The organism is Halopelagius fulvigenes (assembly GCF_042662625.1).
Taxonomy (GTDB): Archaea; Halobacteriota; Halobacteria; order Halobacteriales; family Haloferacaceae; genus Halopelagius; species Halopelagius fulvigenes.
On the sequence record NZ_JBHSXH010000009.1, the window covers coordinates 1,005,698 to 1,022,772 of the forward strand.

The 17,075-nt window shown below is 67.0% G+C and carries 22 protein-coding genes, 1 tRNA gene and 2 pseudogenes; 17 read left to right on the forward strand and 8 right to left on the reverse strand.

The features are described from left to right. A pseudogene (gene sod, locus ACFQEV_RS07745) lies at positions 1 to 343 on the forward strand (superoxide dismutase [Mn]); the annotation flags it as partial. A 203-nt stretch (positions 344 to 546) separates the two neighbouring features. Next, the gene (locus ACFQEV_RS07750; protein WP_379694402.1) at positions 547 to 852 is read left to right on the forward strand and encodes a DUF5827 family protein; all 306 of its coding nucleotides are present in this window, start codon (positions 547 to 549) and stop codon (positions 850 to 852) included. A 6-nt stretch (positions 853 to 858) separates the two neighbouring features. On the opposite strand, the gene ACFQEV_RS07755 is transcribed toward ACFQEV_RS07750, so the two are convergent. Then, positions 859 to 1,437, reverse strand: a complete 579-nt coding sequence (locus ACFQEV_RS07755) for an MBL fold metallo-hydrolase (RefSeq protein WP_379694405.1) — start codon at positions 1,435 to 1,437, stop codon at positions 859 to 861. A 112-nt stretch (positions 1,438 to 1,549) separates the two neighbouring features. Between ACFQEV_RS07755 and thyA the strand changes: the two genes are divergently transcribed. The 5 genes from thyA to ACFQEV_RS07780 all read left to right on the forward strand — a co-directional run bounded on the left by thyA (position 1,550) and on the right by ACFQEV_RS07780 (position 4,548). Next, positions 1,550 to 2,551, forward strand: coding sequence for a thymidylate synthase (gene thyA / locus ACFQEV_RS07760; protein WP_379694407.1), 1,002 nt, complete (start codon positions 1,550 to 1,552; stop codon positions 2,549 to 2,551). Next, positions 2,551 to 3,135 carry a dihydrofolate reductase gene (locus ACFQEV_RS07765; RefSeq protein WP_379694409.1) on the forward strand — a complete coding sequence of 195 codons (585 nt, stop codon included), beginning with the start codon at positions 2,551 to 2,553 and terminating at the stop codon, positions 3,133 to 3,135. Before thyA ends, ACFQEV_RS07765 begins: the two co-directional genes overlap by 1 nt. Continuing rightward, a complete protein-coding gene (locus tag ACFQEV_RS07770; RefSeq protein ID WP_379694412.1) occupies positions 3,132 to 3,329 on the forward strand; it encodes a DUF4177 domain-containing protein in 198 nt (65 codons plus the stop codon). The genes ACFQEV_RS07765 and ACFQEV_RS07770 overlap by 4 nt, the downstream gene beginning before the upstream one ends. A 131-nt stretch (positions 3,330 to 3,460) precedes the next feature. Next, positions 3,461 to 3,787 (forward strand): DUF7344 domain-containing protein, encoded by a 327-nt coding sequence (locus tag ACFQEV_RS07775; protein WP_379694415.1) that lies wholly within the window; start codon positions 3,461 to 3,463, stop codon positions 3,785 to 3,787. 125 nt (positions 3,788 to 3,912) lie between these two features. After that, positions 3,913 to 4,548, forward strand: a complete 636-nt coding sequence (locus tag ACFQEV_RS07780) for a class I SAM-dependent methyltransferase (protein WP_379694417.1) — start codon at positions 3,913 to 3,915, stop codon at positions 4,546 to 4,548. Positions 4,549 to 4,609: 61 nt separating this feature from the next. Here ACFQEV_RS07780 and ACFQEV_RS07785 read toward each other — a convergent pair whose 3' ends face one another. Then, positions 4,610 to 6,052, reverse strand: a complete 1,443-nt coding sequence (locus tag ACFQEV_RS07785) for a cation:proton antiporter (RefSeq protein ID WP_379694420.1) — start codon at positions 6,050 to 6,052, stop codon at positions 4,610 to 4,612. Positions 6,053 to 6,093: 41 nt separating this feature from the next. On the opposite strand from ACFQEV_RS07785, the gene ACFQEV_RS07790 reads away from it, so the two are divergent. From ACFQEV_RS07790 to ACFQEV_RS07800, 3 genes are all read left to right on the forward strand, one after another. Further along, positions 6,094 to 6,273, forward strand: coding sequence for an HVO_2922 family protein (locus ACFQEV_RS07790; RefSeq protein ID WP_379694423.1), 180 nt, complete (start codon positions 6,094 to 6,096; stop codon positions 6,271 to 6,273). Between the two features lie 117 nt (positions 6,274 to 6,390). Next, the gene (psmA, locus tag ACFQEV_RS07795; protein ID WP_379694425.1) at positions 6,391 to 7,137 is read left to right on the forward strand and encodes an archaeal proteasome endopeptidase complex subunit alpha; all 747 of its coding nucleotides are present in this window, start codon (positions 6,391 to 6,393) and stop codon (positions 7,135 to 7,137) included. A gap of 143 nt (positions 7,138 to 7,280) precedes the next feature. Then, on the forward strand, positions 7,281 to 8,471 hold the full coding sequence (locus ACFQEV_RS07800) for a metal-dependent hydrolase family protein (protein WP_379694428.1): 1,191 nt from the start codon (positions 7,281 to 7,283) through the stop codon (positions 8,469 to 8,471). 22 nt (positions 8,472 to 8,493) lie between these two features. On the opposite strand, the gene ACFQEV_RS07805 is transcribed toward ACFQEV_RS07800, so the two are convergent. Both ACFQEV_RS07805 and ACFQEV_RS07810 read right to left on the reverse strand, forming a co-directional pair. Beyond that, on the reverse strand, positions 8,494 to 8,709 hold the full coding sequence (locus ACFQEV_RS07805) for a hypothetical protein (protein WP_379694431.1): 216 nt from the start codon (positions 8,707 to 8,709) through the stop codon (positions 8,494 to 8,496). Between the two features lie 151 nt (positions 8,710 to 8,860). Next, positions 8,861 to 9,079: a hypothetical protein gene (locus ACFQEV_RS07810; protein WP_379694433.1), complete on the reverse strand. Its 219-nt coding sequence runs from the start codon at positions 9,077 to 9,079 to the stop codon at positions 8,861 to 8,863. Positions 9,080 to 9,198: 119 nt separating this feature from the next. Between ACFQEV_RS07810 and ACFQEV_RS07815 the strand changes: the two genes are divergently transcribed. Then, positions 9,199 to 9,552 (forward strand): hypothetical protein, encoded by a 354-nt coding sequence (locus ACFQEV_RS07815; RefSeq protein WP_379694436.1) that lies wholly within the window; start codon positions 9,199 to 9,201, stop codon positions 9,550 to 9,552. A 25-nt stretch (positions 9,553 to 9,577) separates the two neighbouring features. Here the strand turns inward: ACFQEV_RS07815 and ACFQEV_RS07820 are convergent, their stop codons facing one another. Next, complete coding sequence (locus ACFQEV_RS07820) at positions 9,578 to 10,609, reverse strand: DMT family transporter (RefSeq protein ID WP_379694439.1); 1,032 nt, start codon at positions 10,607 to 10,609, stop codon at positions 9,578 to 9,580. A 223-nt stretch (positions 10,610 to 10,832) separates the two neighbouring features. On the opposite strand from ACFQEV_RS07820, the gene ACFQEV_RS07825 reads away from it, so the two are divergent. After that, the gene (locus ACFQEV_RS07825) at positions 10,833 to 11,627 is read left to right on the forward strand and encodes a helix-turn-helix transcriptional regulator (protein WP_379694442.1); all 795 of its coding nucleotides are present in this window, start codon (positions 10,833 to 10,835) and stop codon (positions 11,625 to 11,627) included. 113 nt (positions 11,628 to 11,740) lie between these two features. Beyond that, positions 11,741 to 11,815: transfer RNA gene (locus ACFQEV_RS07830), tRNA-Glu, on the forward strand. A 210-nt stretch (positions 11,816 to 12,025) separates the two neighbouring features. Here the strand turns inward: ACFQEV_RS07830 and ACFQEV_RS07835 are convergent. The 3 genes and pseudogenes from ACFQEV_RS07835 to ACFQEV_RS07845 form a co-directional block, all read right to left on the reverse strand. Continuing rightward, positions 12,026 to 12,261: pseudogene (locus ACFQEV_RS07835) on the reverse strand (AAA family ATPase); the annotation flags it as partial. A gap of 10 nt (positions 12,262 to 12,271) precedes the next feature. Then, entirely contained in the window at positions 12,272 to 12,685 is a 414-nt protein-coding gene (locus ACFQEV_RS07840) for a dCTP deaminase/dUTPase family protein (RefSeq protein WP_379694444.1), read from the reverse strand. A 102-nt stretch (positions 12,686 to 12,787) separates the two neighbouring features. Continuing rightward, positions 12,788 to 13,603, reverse strand: a complete 816-nt coding sequence (locus ACFQEV_RS07845) for a DUF7839 domain-containing protein (RefSeq protein ID WP_379694447.1) — start codon at positions 13,601 to 13,603, stop codon at positions 12,788 to 12,790. A 147-nt stretch (positions 13,604 to 13,750) separates the two neighbouring features. On the opposite strand from ACFQEV_RS07845, the gene cbiT reads away from it, so the two are divergent. From cbiT to cbiG, 4 genes are read left to right on the forward strand one after another with little or no spacing between them, the layout of a single operon-like run. After that, positions 13,751 to 14,365, forward strand: coding sequence for a precorrin-6Y C5,15-methyltransferase (decarboxylating) subunit CbiT (gene cbiT / locus ACFQEV_RS07850; RefSeq protein WP_379694450.1), 615 nt, complete (start codon positions 13,751 to 13,753; stop codon positions 14,363 to 14,365). Then, complete coding sequence (locus ACFQEV_RS07855) at positions 14,362 to 15,222, forward strand: cobalt-factor II C(20)-methyltransferase (protein WP_379694453.1); 861 nt, start codon at positions 14,362 to 14,364, stop codon at positions 15,220 to 15,222. Before cbiT ends, ACFQEV_RS07855 begins: the two co-directional genes overlap by 4 nt. Continuing rightward, positions 15,219 to 16,085, forward strand: a complete 867-nt coding sequence (locus tag ACFQEV_RS07860; protein WP_379694455.1) for a cobalt-precorrin-4/precorrin-4 C(11)-methyltransferase — start codon at positions 15,219 to 15,221, stop codon at positions 16,083 to 16,085. Before ACFQEV_RS07855 ends, ACFQEV_RS07860 begins: the two co-directional genes overlap by 4 nt. Positions 16,086 to 16,094: 9 nt before the next feature. Further along, positions 16,095 to 17,075 carry a cobalt-precorrin 5A hydrolase gene (gene cbiG, locus ACFQEV_RS07865; protein WP_379694458.1) on the forward strand — a complete coding sequence of 327 codons (981 nt, stop codon included), beginning with the start codon at positions 16,095 to 16,097 and terminating at the stop codon, positions 17,073 to 17,075.

The following is a 17,075-nucleotide window of genomic DNA, read 5'->3' on the forward strand; positions in this document are numbered from 1 at the left end:
TGGCGACGAACCCTCGGGCGAACTCCGTGACCGCATCGAGGAGGACTTCGGCTCTTACGACGCCTGGAAGGGCGAGTTCGAGGCCGCTGCGGGCAACGCCGGCGGCTGGGCGCTTCTCGTCTACGACTCGTTCTCGAACCAACTGCGCAACATCGTCGTGGACAAACACGACCAGGGCGCGCTGTGGGGTTCGCACCCGATTCTGGCGCTGGACGTCTGGGAGCACTCGTACTACCACGATTACGGGCCGGCCCGCGGCGACTTCGTCTCGAACTTCTTCGAGGTCGTCGATTGGGACGAACCCTCCGCGCGCTACGAGCAAGCCGTCGAACTCTTCGAGTAGACGACTCCGTACACCCCGATTTTTCTTCGCACCCCGTCCGCTAGCGTCGGCTCTCTCGTCCGCTAGCCGTCGGAGACGGAGACCCAGACGAGGCGCTCTTTCGGACGAACCATGCCAACAGGGCTCTATCGACCCCTGTTAACGGTTGTGATTCCTCGGGGTGGAGCGGCGGGATTTTCCGCGCGGCCGGAGAAGGAGTGATCATGCCCAGACCGAAAGACGACTTCGAGACGCTCTACCCGTACCGCCTCTACGAACCCCGCGAGGTCCTCGACGAGGAGATGATGTACACGGTGTCCGAAATCGCCCGCCTGCTTCAGGGCCTCCCGGCGGACGCCGAGTTAGACGCCGACACCGAGGACCGCGTCGTGGCGTGGACGATTCCGTGGCTGATGAAGCACGCGGACGAACTCGTGATCAACGACCCCGTCGGCGACGAACCCGGCTACTTCGGCGTCGTCTCCGAGGACCGCGAACCCGACGAGATTCCCGAAGGCGCGGACGAGTAGTTACAGTCAGCCCATCCGCGCCGCCCGGCCCGCGAACTCGATGTCCTCGACGGCCCGGTCCTCGACGCTCGGGCCGTGGCCGGTGTGCATCACGTCGAGGTCGGAGCCGACCGTCTCGCGGACGCGGTCGATGCTCTCTATCAGCGTCGGGCGGTGTCCCTCCGCTAAGTCCGTCCGGCCGAAACTCCCGTTCGCGAATATCAGGTCGCCCGCGAACAGCGTCCGCGCCTCCCGCGAGTACAAGCAGAGGTGGTCGTCCTTGTGTCCCGGCGTGTGGAGGGCGAGGTAGTCGTCGTCGCCGATTTCGACCGTCTCTCCGTCCGCGATTTCGTTCTCGACGAGGGGGTGGTCGGGGTCGAATCCCCACGTCTCGACGCCGAACGCCTCGCGGACGGCCTCGACGTTGCCGACGTGATCGTCGTGCGTGTGGGTGAGATAGATTCGGTCGAGTTCGTCCGCGTGCTCTCGAATCGCGGCGACGACGTCGAAGTTCGCGCCGGTATCGACGAGCGCAGTCGTCTCGCCGGTGACGAGGAAGGCGTTGCTGGTGAAGGCGTTGACGCCGCGGGCGAGGTTGGTAATCACGTCCGTCGCTACGGGCGAGAGGGATTTCGGTGTTCTGTCTCTCGGACGCATCTCCGCTTCCTCGATTTTTAATAGGAGTGGGAGGTACCTCTCGACAGACCTTGGGGGCACCATGAGACAGTATCTCGACTTAGTGACGGACGTTCTCTCCGGCGGGCAGTACAAACCGAACCGAACGGGCGTGGACACCATCTCGGCGTTCAGCCAGCACTACGAAATCGACCTCGCGGAGGGCTTTCCGCTCCTGACGACGAAGGATCTCTCGGGCTTTCGCTGGAACTCGCTCATCCACGAGTTCGTCTGGTACCTCTCCGGCGAGGAGCACATCCGGACGCTCCGCGAGGAGACGGGCATCTGGGACGCGTGGGCCGACGAGGAGGGCCGCCTCGACACCGCCTACGGGCGGTTCTGGCGGCGCTTCCCCGTCCCCGAGGAGGGCCTGCCCGGCGAGGCGTGGCCCGAGGACGACCACCGCTGGATGAACGACGACGAACGCACGTTCGACCAGATCCAGTACGTCCTCGACCAACTGCGCGAGAACCCTAACTCCCGCCGCCTCGTCGTGAACGCGTGGCACCCCGCCAACGCCGCCGTCTCCACCCTGCCGCCGTGTCACTACTCGTTCGTGTTCAACGCGCAGGGCGACCGGTTGAACCTCCACCTCACCCAGCGTTCGGGCGACACCGCGCTCGGCATCCCGTTCAACATCGCCGCCTACTCGCTTCTCCTGACCGCCGTCGCCCAGCGAACCGGCTTCGAACCGGGGACGTTCGCCCACACCGTCGTGGACGCGCACGTCTACTGCGGCGAGGGCGAACGCGGCGCGTGGTACGCCGACCACCTCTCGGGCCTGCAGGCGCGTCTGGCCGACGTGTCGGACCGCTCCGAGTACCTCGACGTGCGGGACTGGTTGGTCGAGTCCGCCCCCGCGGAGCCCGACGATGCGCGAGACTACGACCACGTGCCCGGACTCCTCGAACAGTGCTCGCGGACGCCCCGCGAACGCCCGACTATCGAGGTGGCGGACAAGCCCCTCGACGAACTGACGTACGACGACATCGAACTCCGCGGCTACGACCCCGCGGAGGGCATCCGGTTCGCGGTGGCGGAGTGATGACCGCGGACGACTCCGGCGAGGCGGACGCCGGGAGGCCCGACGCCGGCGACGTCGAGTACGTCCTCGTCGCCGCGGTGGCGAACAACGGCGTCATCGGGCGCGACGGCGGCATGCCGTGGCACCTCCCCGAGGACATGGAGCACTTCAAGCGGACGACGACGGGCCATCCGGTCGTCCTCGGGCGGAAGACGTACGAGAACGTCGTCGAGGCCCTCGGCGAGCCGTTCCCCGGGCGGACGAGCGTCGTCCTCTCGACGCAGAATCTCGACTTACCGGACGGTGCGGTTCCGGCGAACTCCGTCGAGGAGGCGACGGCGCGCACGGAGTCGGCCGCCGCGGAGATGGGCGTCGAGACGGCGTACGTCGTCGGCGGCGCGGCCGTCTACGAGGCGTTCCTCCCGCGCGCGGACCGCATGGTGCTGACCGAACTCCGCGACGACTACAAGGGGGAGACGACGTTCCCCGAGTTCGACGAGAGCAGGTGGGAGGAAGTCGAACGCGACGAACGGGAGGCGTTCGACTTCGTCACCTACGAACGGGCGGACCGGTCCGACCGGACCGACGGGGGCGACGACCGATGAAGTGGGAGTACAAGATAATCAGAACGTCGGACGGCGGCCTGTTCAGCGGCGACACGGGACCGATGGAGGGGGCCCTCAACCAGTTAGGCGACGCGGAGTGGGAACTCGTCGCCACCCTCTCGGACGGCCGTTCGACGGCCGGGGCGAACGGCGCGACGGCGCTGGTGTTCAAGCGACCGAAACCGGACGCGTGACGCCGGATCGGGGCGAACCGACCGGGAGCGCGTCTCTTTCGTCCGTCGCACCGCGTTCGTCGCAGCGCGGCAGTCCCGGACCAAAGTATAGAGGCGCTACGTTCACGTCGGAGAACGGCGTCTCGGGCGGCATGTCCCGTTCGTCGTCCGTTCGAGACGTCGGTGAACCCCGGTACCGCCCCGCCACGCCGCGGCAACGAAACGTCCTCGCCGTCCTGCGCCGGGCGACGCCGCCGCTTTCGCTCGACGAACTCGCCTTCGGCGTCGCCGCCCTCGAAGGCGCGACGGCCGACGGACCGCTGAGCGAAGCCGACAGAACGGCGCTGGAGCTGTCGCTCCACTACGACCACCTCCCGCAACTGGACCGCGCGGGCGTCGTCGCGTACGACGCGGCGAACCGCGTCGTCACCGACCGACGGCGGGCGATGCCCGTCGGCGGGTGGGAGACGCGGAAGTAACCGTCCGAACCTCTGACGCTCCGCCCCTCCGGGTACCCTCCCCCGTTCGCGTTCTTCCGCCGTCCGCCGTCCAATCTCCACCGCCCAACGACGACACTTTACGTGTGGCGTCCGACCGAGTACGAATGGATGCCGACGACGTTCGGCGGCGGTGGGAAACGCTCTCCGGGGAGTACTCTCCGGACTACTACGCGTATTACGGCCCGAACGAGACGAGCGAACGCCTCCGCGAGGTGCTCGATTCGGCCGTCGGCCCCGAGGGGTCCGTCTTGGAACTCGGGTGTAGCGCGGGGCGACACCTCGCGCACCTCCGCGAGAGCGGGTACCGGAACCTCTCGGGCATCGACGTGAATGAGGACTCCTTCGACGTGATGGCCGAGGAGTACCCCGAACTCGAATCAGAGGGGTCGTTCTACGCCGACTCGATAGCCGAACGCGTCGGCGAGTTCGACGACGGGGAGTTCGACGCCGTCTACTCGGTGGAGACGCTCCAGCACGTCCACCCCGACGGGGAGTGGGTGTTCGAGGAGATAGCCCGAATCGCGGACGAACTCGTCGTCACCGTGGAGAACGAAGGCGGCGGAAGTGGAAGCGACGGCGCGTCGTCGGCCGGCGGCGACGGCCCGGCGGTGAACTACGTGGACGAGGAGATGCCGCTGTACTACCGGAACTGGCGAAAGATATTCACCGACCTCGGCCTCGCGGAGGTCGAAACCGTCGCGCTGGAGAGAGACACGTTCAGGGCGTTCCGACCGCAGTGAGGGGCTGACTCGGCGGCGCATTCCGCGACGCGTCCGGCCGAGCACCGGCGTTTCGAGGCCGTTACGGGTGTGCCTCGCCCTCGGCGACGGCGCTTTCGCCCCCTTCCGTCCACCGGTCGAACGCGTCCATCACCGGACTCGAACTCACCCCGTGCAGGACTATCGACAGGAGGACGACGAACCCCACCAACGCCCACAGTTCCTCGGCCGCGACGGCGAGTTCCCGTTCCCGGAACGACGCCTCGGCCAACGCGTGCGAGAGGTAGTAGAACGACCCGATGCCCCGGATGCCGAAGAAGGAGACGATGGCCCGTTCCGGCCACGAGGCGGGGGTCCCGACGAAGCTGAGAGCGCCGGCGAGCGGTCGGACGAGAAACAGGAGAGCCAGACCGACTAGCGCCTGCGGGACGGTCAGCGGCCAGAGCAGTCCGCCGGCGATGGCACCCCCGAACAGCAGGAGCACCGTCGCCATCAACACTCGCTCCGTGAGGACGGCGAAGTCGTGAAGCTCCACGTAGTAGTCGTGCTCCCACTCGAAGCGTCGAAGCGAGAGTGCGGCCACGAAGACGGCGATGAAGCCGTACCCCCCAAGCAGTTCGGTCGCCCCGTACGCGATGAACGTCGTCGCCAACGCTTCGACGCCCGCCATCACGTCCTGCCCGTGCAGCATCTCGGCGACGCTCTCCGGAATCGGCAGGCGGAACAGGAACCGGGCCATGACCTGTCCGATCACGTACCCGAGGACGAGCCCCGCGCCGATCTTGTAGAGGACGTCGACGAGGAACCACTCCAACAGCCACGAGTTCCCGTCAGCGAGCGATGCGCCTGCGACCGAAGCCCCGGCGACGGCGATAGCCAAGTTCGTGAGCGGGAACGCCAGCCCGTCGTTGAGGCCGGCTTCCGAGGTGAGCGCGAACCGGACCGACCCCCACCTGTAGCGCGGGTCAGCCTCCTCCTCTAACTCCGTCAGCGGTGCGCCGGCCTCGATTCCGGACGCGAGCACCGGGTCGGTCGGCGCCAGGACGGCCCCGAGCAGGATGGCCGTGGCCGGCAGGAGGCCGAGGAATCCCCACGCGAGAACCGCCACCGCAGCGGCCGTAAGCGGCAGTGCGACGCCGAGTAGCCGCCACGTCGCCGCCCACGACCACACGGAGAAGGGGCGGTCTATCTTCAACCCCGCACCCATGAGCGATATCAGGACGACGAGTTCGGTGAGCCGTTCGGTCAGATAGGAGTTCGCGACCGGGTCGAGGGCGGGCGCGCCGGGAACGGCTGCGAAGAGGAGCGTCCCCGAAGCGACGTACACGAGGGGAAACGACAGGGGTTGGTGTTCCAACAGCCGCGGCAGGACGGCGGTCCCTAACAGTGCGATGCCGACGAACAGGAGACCGATTTCGTACGCTGCCATGAGTTCTCTGAGGAGTCCGGCGACGGACGGGCAAAAGCCGTCGCCCTTGCATCTGAGGTACCGCGAGCGTCGTTCCGAGTCGTCTTGCGTCGTCACCGCCGCCGACGTTTTAGTTCGCCCGGGTCGAACGGCGAGGCGTGTCAGCGACGTTCGAGCTCTACGAGGACAAGGCCGGGCAGTACCGGTGGCGACTCGTCCACGACAACGGGAACGTAATCGCCGACAGCGGAGAGGGGTACGCCTCGAAGCAGAAGGCGAAACAGGGCATCCGGAGCGTGAAGTTGAACGCGCCGGAGGCGACCATCGAAGAGCTGTGACGACCGGTCGAGCGGGGAATCGCCGTGACGGTCGCTGCAGCGCCGATTCGCGGCGAGATGCGGTAATATCGTGTTCCGGTGGTGGCTTTATCAGTGCCCGGACCGGATAAGTAAGCGATGAACCGTAACGACCAGCAGGCGTACGACCGAGGGACGTCTCTGTTCTCCCCCGACGGACGTATCTATCAGGTCGAGTACGCCCGCGAGGCGGTCAAGCGTGGCGCATCGAGCGTCGGCGTGCGGACGACGGACGGCGTGGTCCTCGCCGCACAGCGACGGACGAGTTCGAGCCTCATGGAGACCGAGAGCATCGAGAAGTTGCACAAACTCGACGAGTACCTCGGCGCGGCGAGCGCGGGTCACGTCGCCGACGCCCGGCAACTCGTCGACGACGCCCGGACGGAGGCCCAGCGGAACCGACTCCGCTACGGCGAACCCCTCGGCGTCGAGACGCTGACGAAGTCGCTCTCGGACGACATCCAAGAGAGCACGCAGATCGGCGGGACGCGCCCGTTCGGCGCGTCGCTTCTCATCGGCGGCATGAACGGCGAGGGCGCGGACGCCGCGCCGCGCCTCTTCCAGACGGACCCCTCCGGCGCGCCCCAGGAGTGGAAGGCCGTCGCCATCGGCGCGAACCGCGGGGACATCCAGGAGTTCCTCGAAGACGAGTGGGACGACAACCTCTCCGTGGACGACGGCGTCACGCTGGCCATCCGCGCCCTCCTCGTCGGCGAGGAGGAACTGTCGGCCGACGAAATCGCCATCGCCACCATCTCCAACGAGGGGTACCACGAGGTCGAGGAGGACGACGTGGCGGCCATCGTCGAGGAGTTCGGCGGTTCCGACGAAGACGAAGACGAGTAATCGCGACGGACGGCGAACTCCGTGCGACAGGTGCGAACGCGGCTTTCGACCCGTCGGACCGGTCCGGCGACGCGCTCTCTTCTCCGACCCGCGCTACCGCTACCCGGAGGTTTACGCGGGGCGGTGGCGAACCGACGGCAGATATGACTAGCCTGTACGTACTCGCCGGCGGCCGCGTCGCGGACGCGAACGGAACGCGCGACGCCGACGTCGCTCTCTCGCCCGAGGAGGGTCGAATCGTCGCGGTCGGCGACGACGCCGACGACGCGGCCGACGACGCCGACGACGCGGAGACCGTCGACGTCTCGGGGAAGGTGGTCGCGCCCGGTCTGGTGGACGCGCACGTCCACCTGATGATGGACGGCCGCCCGGACGTGACGACGGCGAACGCCGAGAGCCGAGAACTCCTGAGTTACCGCGCCGCCGCGAACCTCCGCGCAAACGTCGAGGCGGGCGTCACCGCCGTCCGCGATTTGGGTGCGCCCGGAACGCTCGCACTCGACGCCGGAACCGCCGTCGAAACGGGCGTCTTGGACGGTCCCCGGGTCGTCGCCTGCGGCGAGAACGTGGTGATGACCGGCGGGCACGGCCACCGGTTCGGCCGGGAGGCCGACGGGGCGGACGAGGTGCGGAAGGCCGTCCGCGAGCAACTGAAACACGGCGCGGAGGTGGTCAAGTGCATGGCGACGGGCGGCGTCCTCACCGAGGGCGCACAGACCGGCGCGCCGGAACTCACGCCCGAGGAACTCGAAACGCTCGTCGAGACGGCGTCGGCGAAGAACGTCCCGACGGCGGCGCACGCCCACGGTCAGCGGGGGATTCAGAACGCCGTCCGCGCGGGGATAACGAGCGTCGAACACGCGACGTTCATGGACCGCGAGACGGCCGAGTTGCTGGCCGAGGAGGGGACGTACTGGGTGCCGACCGCCAGCGCCTTGGAGGGTATCGTCGAGAACGGCGTCGAAGGGGGAATCCCCGAGGAGGCCGTCGAGAAGGCCGAAGACGCCCGGGAGCGGTTCGAACGCGCGTGGGAACACGCCCTCGATGCGGGCGTCACCGTGGCGATGGGCACCGACGCGGGCACGCCGTTCAACTTCCACGGCGAGAACGCCCTCCGGGAGATGGAACTGATGTGCGAGTACGGCATGTCGCCGGAGGCGGCGTTGGAGGCGGCGACGGTGACCGGCGCGGAACTGCTCGGACTCGACGACGCCGGCCTCGTCGAACCGGGCTACCGCGCCGACGTGGTCGTCCTCGACGCCGACCCGACGGAAGACACCTCGGCGTGGCGCGAGTCCGAGGCCGTCTTCGTCGCGGGCGAACGAATCGTCTGAAAAAAGGAGCGCTCCGCGGCGTTCAGTACGTCGTGTCTCTCTCTCTGTCCGTCTCCTCTCGTCCGGTCCTCTGATCGCGGGTGCCGTACCATCCGGCCAACCACGCGACGGCGGCGACCAGAACCAGCACCATCCCCACGAACGACGTCGTCGGTTCGGGGAAGAAGAACAGCAACGCTCCGATGACTAGCAGTTCTGCGACGCCTACTGCACCCCAGTACCTCGTCCAGTCAACCATATTACAACTATCCCGACAGACGGTGAAAGGGATAGTGGCCGCTGAGTAGACTGTCAGCACGATCGATACGTACGGATGAGAACGAGTTCGAATCGGTTCGCCGAGCGTCGGTCGGCACCGCTTGACGTCGGCGATACGACGCGTGCGCCGCTCAGTAGGTCGTTTCGGTCTCCGCGTACTCGTCGTCGTACTCGTCGCCGTCGTTATCGTCGCCCCTGAGCCACCCCGCCAACCAGACGACGACGGCGGTCGCAATGAGGGCGATTCCGATGATCGACGTCGTCGGCTCCGGGAAGAAGAAGAGCAACGCGCCAATGACTATCAGTTCGCCAACGCCTATCGCAGCCCAGTATTTCTTCCAATCTACCATATCAGTATGTTAACGGGGCGACAGTAAAATGGCTAGTGGCCGCTGTAGAGAATGTGTCTCTGTGCGATAGTTCTCATTGATGCGTACGTTTTTTATCAACTGAAATAACATTCGAGGCGATGCGTCCCCGCTTTCCCTCCGGCGACGAGTTCGCCGTCTCCCTCGGCGTCCTCGTTCACTTCGCCTTCGACGATACGGTCACCACCGGGTCCGTTCTCGGCTCTCTCATCGCCTTCGCCAACGACCGGTCGTTCGAGGTGACGGTCATCGAGTCGGGACTCGTCGTCGGCCGGCGCGGTTCGAAGGGTAACTCCCTCGTCCCGTGGCGTCGCGTCCGCGCCGTCGACGTGGACGGCGACACCGTCCTCGTCCGTCGAACGTTCCCGCGGTTCACCGCGTACCGGTTCGACCGGTCGGTGGACGACGACGCGAGGGAGGTAGCGGACGTGCTCCGCCGGTGTCGTCGGCGGTGAGAAGAGAGTCGGGCGCGTACGGCGTTCAGTCCGAGTCGAAGACTCTGCCCCGGCGTTCCTCGGCCGCGTCCCGCCGTTCGTCCGACGGGGCGCGGTTGACGAACATCGCAGGGAGATGCCGCCGCGAGGAGACGGACACCGTTTGGCGCACCTTCGCGCGAAGGCCGTCCGCGTCCACGGACTCGCTTCCGAGCACCGCGAACCCCGCGAAGATGACGCCGAACCCGGCGAGCGCCGAGAGCGGGATGGCCTCGCCGAGGAACGCCGCCCCGCCGAGCGTCGCCACGACGGGCACGACGTAGAACACGAGGTTCGCCCGGATGGCCCCGGTTTCGTCGATGAGGCCGAAGTAGGTGATGTACGCCACCGCGCCGGCGAAGATGCCGACGTACGCGAGTGCGAGCACCGCCGTCGGCGTCCACGAGATGGCCGCCGCCGACTCGCCCGCCGACCAACTGAGGAGGTGACAGAGCACCGCGGCGAACGGGAGGCCCCACGCGGTGCGGACTGTACTCGACAGGCCGCCGTCGGCCCATCGGATGAGGACGCTCCCCAGCGCGCCGGCGACAGCGCCTGCGAGCAGGATCGCCTTGCCGAACCCGCCTGCGAGGAGGTTCGCCGGGTCGGGGTTGACGACGAGTCCGACGCCGACGAGGGCGAGAATCATCCCGGCGACGCCGCGCGCCGAGAGGCGTTCGTCCGAGAGGAGGGCCGCCGCGAACACCGGCGTCAGAACCGGGTTGAGGCTGAACACGATGGAGGCGACGGCGCTCGTGGCGTACTGCTGGCCGACGAACAGGAGCGCGTTCGTGAGGCCGATGGCGAGGACGCCCGTCGAGAGGATGCCCACCGCGTCGCCGCGCGTCCGGGGGAGCAGTCCGTCGCGCGAGGTGGTGAGAATCGCGTAGCTCGCGAGTGCGACGGCCGCCACGTCGAACCGGAGGGCGACGAACAGAAGCGGCGGGAAGTAACCGAGTCCGGCCTTCGCCGCGACGAACGTCCCGCCGAAGAGGAGACTCGTCAGGGCGAAGAAGGCGAGCGTGCGGCGGTCGGCCACTTACGCCCACCCCCCGTCGATTCCGAGTGCGTGCGCCGTACCCGCAGAGAGGGGCACGTGAGAGGGAAGAATCATCTTACTCTCCGATAGGGGCCTCACGCTTATAGTTTAATTCAGAAATCCTTTCACGGTAAGAAATATCGCGAGCCCGCGACAGCGGTTCGGGGGATGAAACGCTTTCACGGTGCGAAAGTGGTTTACCACGACGGGCACCAGGGGCCGTATGGAATCCGCGCTGGAGGAGATAGAGTTTCTCGCGCTCTCGTCGAACCGAGTCGAGGTACTGCGCCTGCTCTCCGACGGCCCGCGGACGCGGAACGAACTCGCGTCGGAGACCGGCGCGTCGCAGGCGACGCTCGGGCGGATCCTCGGCGACTTCGAGGAGCGGTCGTGGGTCCGACGCGAGGGGAGCAAGTACGAGGCGACGGCGACGGGACGACTCGTCTCGCGGGGGTTCACCGACCTCTTGGAGATTCTGGAGACGGAGGGAGAACTCCGCGGCATCGTCCGCTACCTGCCGACGCGGGCGATGGACTTCGACCTCAGACACCTCGCGGACGCCACCATCACCGTCCCGAGCGAGACGCGGCCGAACGCGCCGGTCCAGCGCGTCCTCGACCTGTTGGACGACGCCGACGAGGTGCGGGCGTTCTCGCACGCGTTCAACGAACAGAGCCTCACGGTCGTCCAAGAGCGGACCACCGCGGGCGAACAGACGTTCGAAGCCGTCCTCTCGCGGCACGCCGTTTCGGCCCTCGCGGAGGACTCGACGCTGCGACGGCGACTCGAATCGCTCCTCGACGCCGACGCCGCGGAGATTCGCACCCGAAACGAGGACATCCCGCTCGCCGTGACTATCGTCGACGATGTGGTTCACCTGCTGGTTCGCGACGGGAGCGGCGTCCTTCGCGCGTCGGTGGACACCGACGACGAGACGGTTCGCTCGTGGGCGCGGGACACCTTCGACGAGTACTGGGAGTCGGCGTCTCCGCTCGACCGAGACGAGTTCTCCTCGTAACCGCCTCCGGCCCTGTCCCGGCGCGTGCCGGTCCGTCGCTCGTCACGGTACGGCACGGTCGTCTCGAAACGGAACCGTTTTACACATCCCACCAATATCCAGAAGTGCAAGACGCTCCGTTGGTGTAGTCCGGCCAATCATCTTGCCCTCTCACGGCAAGGACCAGGGTTCGAATCCCTGACGGAGCATTTTCTGAACGTAGTGAAGAAAGGCGCACGGAAGGGATTCGAGCAGCGAGCAGCTCCGCTGCGAGCGAGTTCGAATCCCTGACGGAGCACTCCTTTCCCTTTCTCGTCGCGCGATTTGCTACCGCTGACTAACCAGAGGTACATCTGATGCGTCAGCACAATACGATTCGACGGAAAACTAGGGTCGCTGCTGTACTGCAATTAGTATCCTTCTAAGTAGTACGGGACGCCGCCGAACACCCCCATGTGAGAACTCGTTCATCCGCGGTATAGCCGTCGTCGAAGAACTCCATCGCGGCGTCGAACGGGAGCTGTCGAATGTCGAGCTTGAGCGACGAACGTCCGTACAGCGGGCTGTTTCCGAGCAGCGCGGCCTCTTCCATCATACTGATCGACGACCCGACGAGAACGAGCGTCGCAGCCGAGTGATCGAACATGGCCTGCAGCTGTTCCCCCCTATAGGGGCAGGAGCGCCGATATCCGCGCGTTCTCCTTGAGTCGGAGTCCCTCCCCGCCGACGGTCAGGGGAGTAACGGGTAGTTCCTCGATCCGAAGCGTCGGGTGGGATCCCCCGCGTTCGACGACCTCAGTCCGCGGTTGGAGAAGCGCCGCCCCAGACAGCGACTCGTTGTACTCGATCAGGTAGGTTCCCGAATCGAGGTGCCACCACTGGTAGTCGTCGTCTTCGTTGCGCCAGATCCGGCGGTGCGGTTCCCGATCAGCGGGTTCGAGTTCGCCTCCCCCGAAGTCGACCCGACCCGGCTTCCGGATCTCGTAAATCTCCGTCACTGTGAGATCGATCCCGCCGTCGTCGCGCACCTGTGTGGGCTCGTGAACGATACCCTCGACCGCGTCGACAAGGTCACTCATACCCCGAATTGGTTCCCCGACGACAAAAACGTCGATACCGCTGGACCCCGCAAATCTGCGCTCTCTCGAAGACGTTAGACGGTCGTTCGTCCCCCTCGAAACTCACTCTTCGGCGACGTCTACGACCTCGTAGCTGACGTTCTGTTCGCGGAGTTTGTCCGTGTGCGTCGAGAGCACGTCCGTCGCGGCCAACAAGAGGACGCTGAGTCCCTTCGCGGCCGCCTCCTGAACGGCGGCGGCGCTCCCGAATCGGACGTCGGGTTCGACGTTCGCAACTTCGGCCGCGGCGAGCGCTTCGACGCCGGCGACGGCGACCATATCGTGCTCGTCGGCCATCTCCGCGATTCGCTCGGGGGCGACCGCCGAGCTGCCTCCGTCTCGGACCTTCGGAATCGCGACCACCGTCACGGTCCCGAGGTCGTAGTCGACGACGCCGTCGAAGTTCGTAATCCCCACGTCCTGACCCGGGCCCGCGTCCGTCACCGCAACCGCGGTTGCGCTCCCGGTGTTGCCGGACACGGCGCGCAGGACCCCGTCTCGCATCGTCAGCGAGACGGTCTCGCCCTCCTCGATCTCCGTCGTGGCGAGCGCGGTCTCGATTTCGACCTGTCCGATGACGTCCTCGGAGACGTGCTGGACGAAGTGGCGCAGTTCGTCCGTCTGCGAGATCAACCAATCGACGCCCTCCTTGGTCACCTCGTAGCGGCCGCGGCCGTGTTTGTTGACGTACTTGTGTTCGATCAAGTCCTGCAGATAGTCGCTCACGGCCTGCGCGGTGATTCCGATAGCGTCGGCTATCTCCTTTTGGTTCACGGCGGGCTGCCGTTTCGCGATCTGTACCAGAATCTGATACCGGGTCGCGTTCCGTTTGCTCCGGAGAACGCCGAACTCCTCGGCGTCGTCTCCATTCTTCGGCATTGCCCCATCTCAGAGACGGAAACTAAAGTAATTTTGCCTTAGTTCGGCCTGAATTGAGGAGACGGGTTCGCTACGGCCAATTAAGCAAGTTAGTTTTCTCTAAAACAACCAAAATTGTTTTACGCTCCACGATAGTTGTGTCCGTCGATGGCGAACGTATCGCTTCCGCACGACGCGAAGGCGGGTCCGACGAAACCGGAGGTCAGGGCCGTCCTTCTGGACAAGCTCGACCTCGGTCCGACCGACCACTTCGCGGAGGTGGGCTCGTGTACCGGCGCCGTCACCATCGAGGCGGCGCGACGCGCCGGGCGGGTCACAGCGCTCGAACGAAAGCCGAACCGAATCGAAACCACCCGAAAAAACCTCGCCGCCAACGAGGTGACCGCGGACGTGGACCTGCGTGAGGCCGAGGCGCCGGAGGGGCTTCCGGAGGACGCGGACGTTCTGTTCCTCGGCGGGAGTCGGAACTACGAGGCGGTTCTCGACCGCGCGGTCGAGACGGGCGTCGGCCGCGTCGTGATGAACGTCTCGCGGCTCGAAGTCGCCGGGGCCGCCGCCGAGGCGTTCCGCGAACGGAACCTCCTCGAAGAGGTCGTCCAGTTTCAGGTGAGTCACGGCTACGAACTCGCCGGCGCGACGGGCTTCGATTCGGAGAACCCGGTGTACATGCTGGTCGGGGGGACGGACGACGTCGCGGCGGACGACAGGGAGCGACGCTCCGGTCCGCAGACGGCACGACGCCCCGACGGGAGAGGGCGATGACGCTCTACGGCGTCGGACTCGGCCCGGGCGACGCCGACCTCGTGACGGTGCGCGGGCGTCGCGTGCTTGAAGCGGCGGACGTCGTGTACTCGCCCGGACGCCTCTCTCGATCGGTGGCGGCCGAGTACGTCCCCGAGGACCGAATCGGCGACGTCGACTTCCCGATGACCCACGACGAGGACGAACTCCGGCGGGCGTGGAAGGAGGCCGCCGCGGAGATTGCACCGCGCGCGCGCGACGGGACCGCCGCGTTCGTCACGCTCGGCGACCCGAACGTCTACTCCACGTTCGGCCACCTGCGGCGGACGCTCTCGGCGTTCCACCCGGCGGTCGACGTCGACGTCGTTCCCGGCGTCAGCGCCGTGACCGCCTTCACGACCGCACTCGGCGTCGAGATAGCGTCCGGGGCGAGCGTCGCGCTTCGCGAGGCCGCCCGCGGTGCTGCCCCCACGGGTCCGGACCGGATGGTGCTGTTCAAAGTGACCGACGTTCCGACGACGCACGAACGACTCACCGACGCCGGGTACGACGTGGTGTACGGCCGGCGACTGTACATGGAGCAGGGCGAGACGGTCGTGACGGACGACCCCGAGACCCTGAGCGAACGCGACTACTACACGCTGGCCTACGCGGAGAGACGCGGCGTCGACTCGGAGCCTGCGACGGCGACGTTCGACGACCGAACGCGGGAGGGCCGGTCGGACGGGGGGACGGCGACGACGGACGGCGGACCGCGAGATGCGTCCGAACTGGAGCGAGGCCGAACCGCGAGTCGGCCGCCGACTGCCGTCGAACGGGAAGAGATCGCCGAAGGCGAGGCCTGCGGCGACGAGACGGCGGAGGGTCCGTCGCGATGACCGATCCCCAAGACGCCATCGACGCGGCGGCGGACGCCCGAGCGACGGAGCGGGACCCCCGAATCGACGAGCGAACCGCCGGCGAGGTGCAGGAGGGCGTTCCGTTTGTCGGTGCGGGACCGGGCGACCCCGGACTGCTCACCGTCACCGGCAAGGAGTTGGTCGAGTCGGCCGACCTCGTCGTCCACGCCGGGTCGCTGGTCAACGGCGAACTGCTCGACGAGTACTGCGCGGACGCGGAGCGGGTGTCGAGCGTCGGCAAGGACTTGGAGGAACTGGTACCGCTGATGCGGGACGCCTACGAGGCCGGACGGAGCGTCGTCCGCCTCCACAGCGGCGACCCGGCCATCTACGGGGCGGCGCTCGAACAGATGGACGCGCTGGAACACGAGGGCGTCCCGACGTACGTCGTGCCGGGCGTCACCTCGGCGTTCGCGGCCAGCGCGACGCTCCGGACGCAGCTCACGCTGAACGGCGTGGCCAACCACGTCGCGTTCACCCGTCCGCGGGGGAAGACGCTCGACCCCGAGGACGACCACATCGGCGAGTTCGTCGAGATGGGCGACGTGACGACCTGCATCTACCTCGGAACCCACGCGGTCGGCGAGACGATGGACCGCCTCCTCGACGACGGCCGCGACCCCGAGACGCCGGTCACCGTCGTCTATCACGCGTCGTGGCCGGACGAGGAGGTCATCGAGGGGACTATCGGAACCATCGGCGAGCGACTGGCGGAGGCGGGGTACCGCGCCTCCGCGCTCGTCATCATCGGCGACGCGGCGCGGAAGGCGGGGTACGAACGCTCCTACCTGTACGGGGACTGGGCGAATCGCGGTTCCGCGGAGACGGAAGCGGACGACTGATTCTCACTCATGAGTACAGACACGAACGACACGGAATCGGGCGAATCGGGCGGCCACTGTTCGACGCCAGACTCAGATGGAGAGGTGGCCGAAGAGATTGCGATAATCAGCTTCGAGCGCAAGCTCGACACCGCACGCGAGATACGGGAGGGAATCGGCGACGGCTACGAGCGGGTGGACGTCGTCGAGTACCACGGCGACGTGTTCGCCGAACACTGGGGCGAGTACGACTGCTTCGTCGGACTGATGGCCTCGGGTATCGCGATGCGCAAAACCGCGCCCCTCCTCGACGACAAGTGGGACGACCCCGCCATCGTGGTCGTAGACGAGGAACTCACGTGGGCCATCCCCATCACGGGCGGGCACCACGGCGCGAACCAAGTCGCCCACGACCTCTCGCAGTTGGGCGCGGTGCCGGCGATGACCACCGCGAGCGAAGCCGCGGGCAAACAGGGCGTCGAGAGCAAAGCGAAGGCGCTGGACGCCCACGTCGTCAACGGCGACTCGACGGTCGCGACGAACCTTGCCGTCCTGAACGACGAACTCGGGCCGGTGGCCCGCCTCGACGGACCCCGAGCGGTCCTCGTCGGCGACGACGTGACCGTCCTCAAGCGCAACGCGGACGACGGCGTCGTCCTCGGGACCGGAACCGTCTCGGGGGTGGAGAAGTCGCAGGTGCTCGACGCGTGGGAGGCCGCCCTCTCGGACCTCGGCTCGGACTTCTCGGACGTGGACTTCGTCGCCACCGGCACCCGAAAGGAGGGCGAAGGCGGGCTGTACGACGCCGCGCGGGAAATCGGCGCTGGCGTCGTCCTCTTCGAGAAGGCGACGCTGGAGGAGTTCGAGGGCCCCTCGCCCTCCCGGTCGAAAGAGCTCATCGGCTGGCCGGGCATCGCCGAGGCGTCGGCCATCGCCGGCGGCCGCGACCACGAACTCGCCCGCGAGAAAGAGCGGTTCGACGACGCCGTGACGGTCGCGGTGGGGCGGTAA

Excerpts from the sequence above, each read along its gene's own strand:
- ACFQEV_RS07750 (WP_379694402.1), top strand. The coding sequence starts at position 547 with ATGCCCAGACCGAAAGACGACTTCGAGACGCTCTACCCGTACCGCCTC.
- thyA (WP_379694407.1), top strand. The coding sequence starts at position 1,550 with ATGAGACAGTATCTCGACTTAGTGACGGACGTTCTCTCCGGCGGGCAG.
- ACFQEV_RS07765 (WP_379694409.1), top strand. The coding sequence starts at position 2,551 with ATGACCGCGGACGACTCCGGCGAGGCGGACGCCGGGAGGCCCGACGCC.
- ACFQEV_RS07770 (WP_379694412.1), top strand. The coding sequence starts at position 3,132 with ATGAAGTGGGAGTACAAGATAATCAGAACGTCGGACGGCGGCCTGTTC.
- ACFQEV_RS07775 (WP_379694415.1), top strand. The coding sequence starts at position 3,461 with ATGTCCCGTTCGTCGTCCGTTCGAGACGTCGGTGAACCCCGGTACCGC.
- ACFQEV_RS07780 (WP_379694417.1), top strand. The coding sequence starts at position 3,913 with ATGGATGCCGACGACGTTCGGCGGCGGTGGGAAACGCTCTCCGGGGAG.
- psmA (WP_379694425.1), top strand. The coding sequence starts at position 6,391 with ATGAACCGTAACGACCAGCAGGCGTACGACCGAGGGACGTCTCTGTTC.
- ACFQEV_RS07800 (WP_379694428.1), top strand. The coding sequence starts at position 7,281 with ATGACTAGCCTGTACGTACTCGCCGGCGGCCGCGTCGCGGACGCGAAC.
- ACFQEV_RS07805 (WP_379694431.1), bottom strand. The coding sequence starts at position 8,709 with ATGGTTGACTGGACGAGGTACTGGGGTGCAGTAGGCGTCGCAGAACTG.
- ACFQEV_RS07810 (WP_379694433.1), bottom strand. The coding sequence starts at position 9,079 with ATGGTAGATTGGAAGAAATACTGGGCTGCGATAGGCGTTGGCGAACTG.
- ACFQEV_RS07815 (WP_379694436.1), top strand. The coding sequence starts at position 9,199 with ATGCGTCCCCGCTTTCCCTCCGGCGACGAGTTCGCCGTCTCCCTCGGC.
- ACFQEV_RS07825 (WP_379694442.1), top strand. The coding sequence starts at position 10,833 with ATGGAATCCGCGCTGGAGGAGATAGAGTTTCTCGCGCTCTCGTCGAAC.
- ACFQEV_RS07840 (WP_379694444.1), bottom strand. The coding sequence starts at position 12,685 with ATGAGTGACCTTGTCGACGCGGTCGAGGGTATCGTTCACGAGCCCACA.
- ACFQEV_RS07845 (WP_379694447.1), bottom strand. The coding sequence starts at position 13,603 with ATGCCGAAGAATGGAGACGACGCCGAGGAGTTCGGCGTTCTCCGGAGC.
- cbiT (WP_379694450.1), top strand. The coding sequence starts at position 13,751 with ATGGCGAACGTATCGCTTCCGCACGACGCGAAGGCGGGTCCGACGAAA.
- ACFQEV_RS07855 (WP_379694453.1), top strand. The coding sequence starts at position 14,362 with ATGACGCTCTACGGCGTCGGACTCGGCCCGGGCGACGCCGACCTCGTG.
- ACFQEV_RS07860 (WP_379694455.1), top strand. The coding sequence starts at position 15,219 with ATGACCGATCCCCAAGACGCCATCGACGCGGCGGCGGACGCCCGAGCG.
- cbiG (WP_379694458.1), top strand. The coding sequence starts at position 16,095 with ATGAGTACAGACACGAACGACACGGAATCGGGCGAATCGGGCGGCCAC.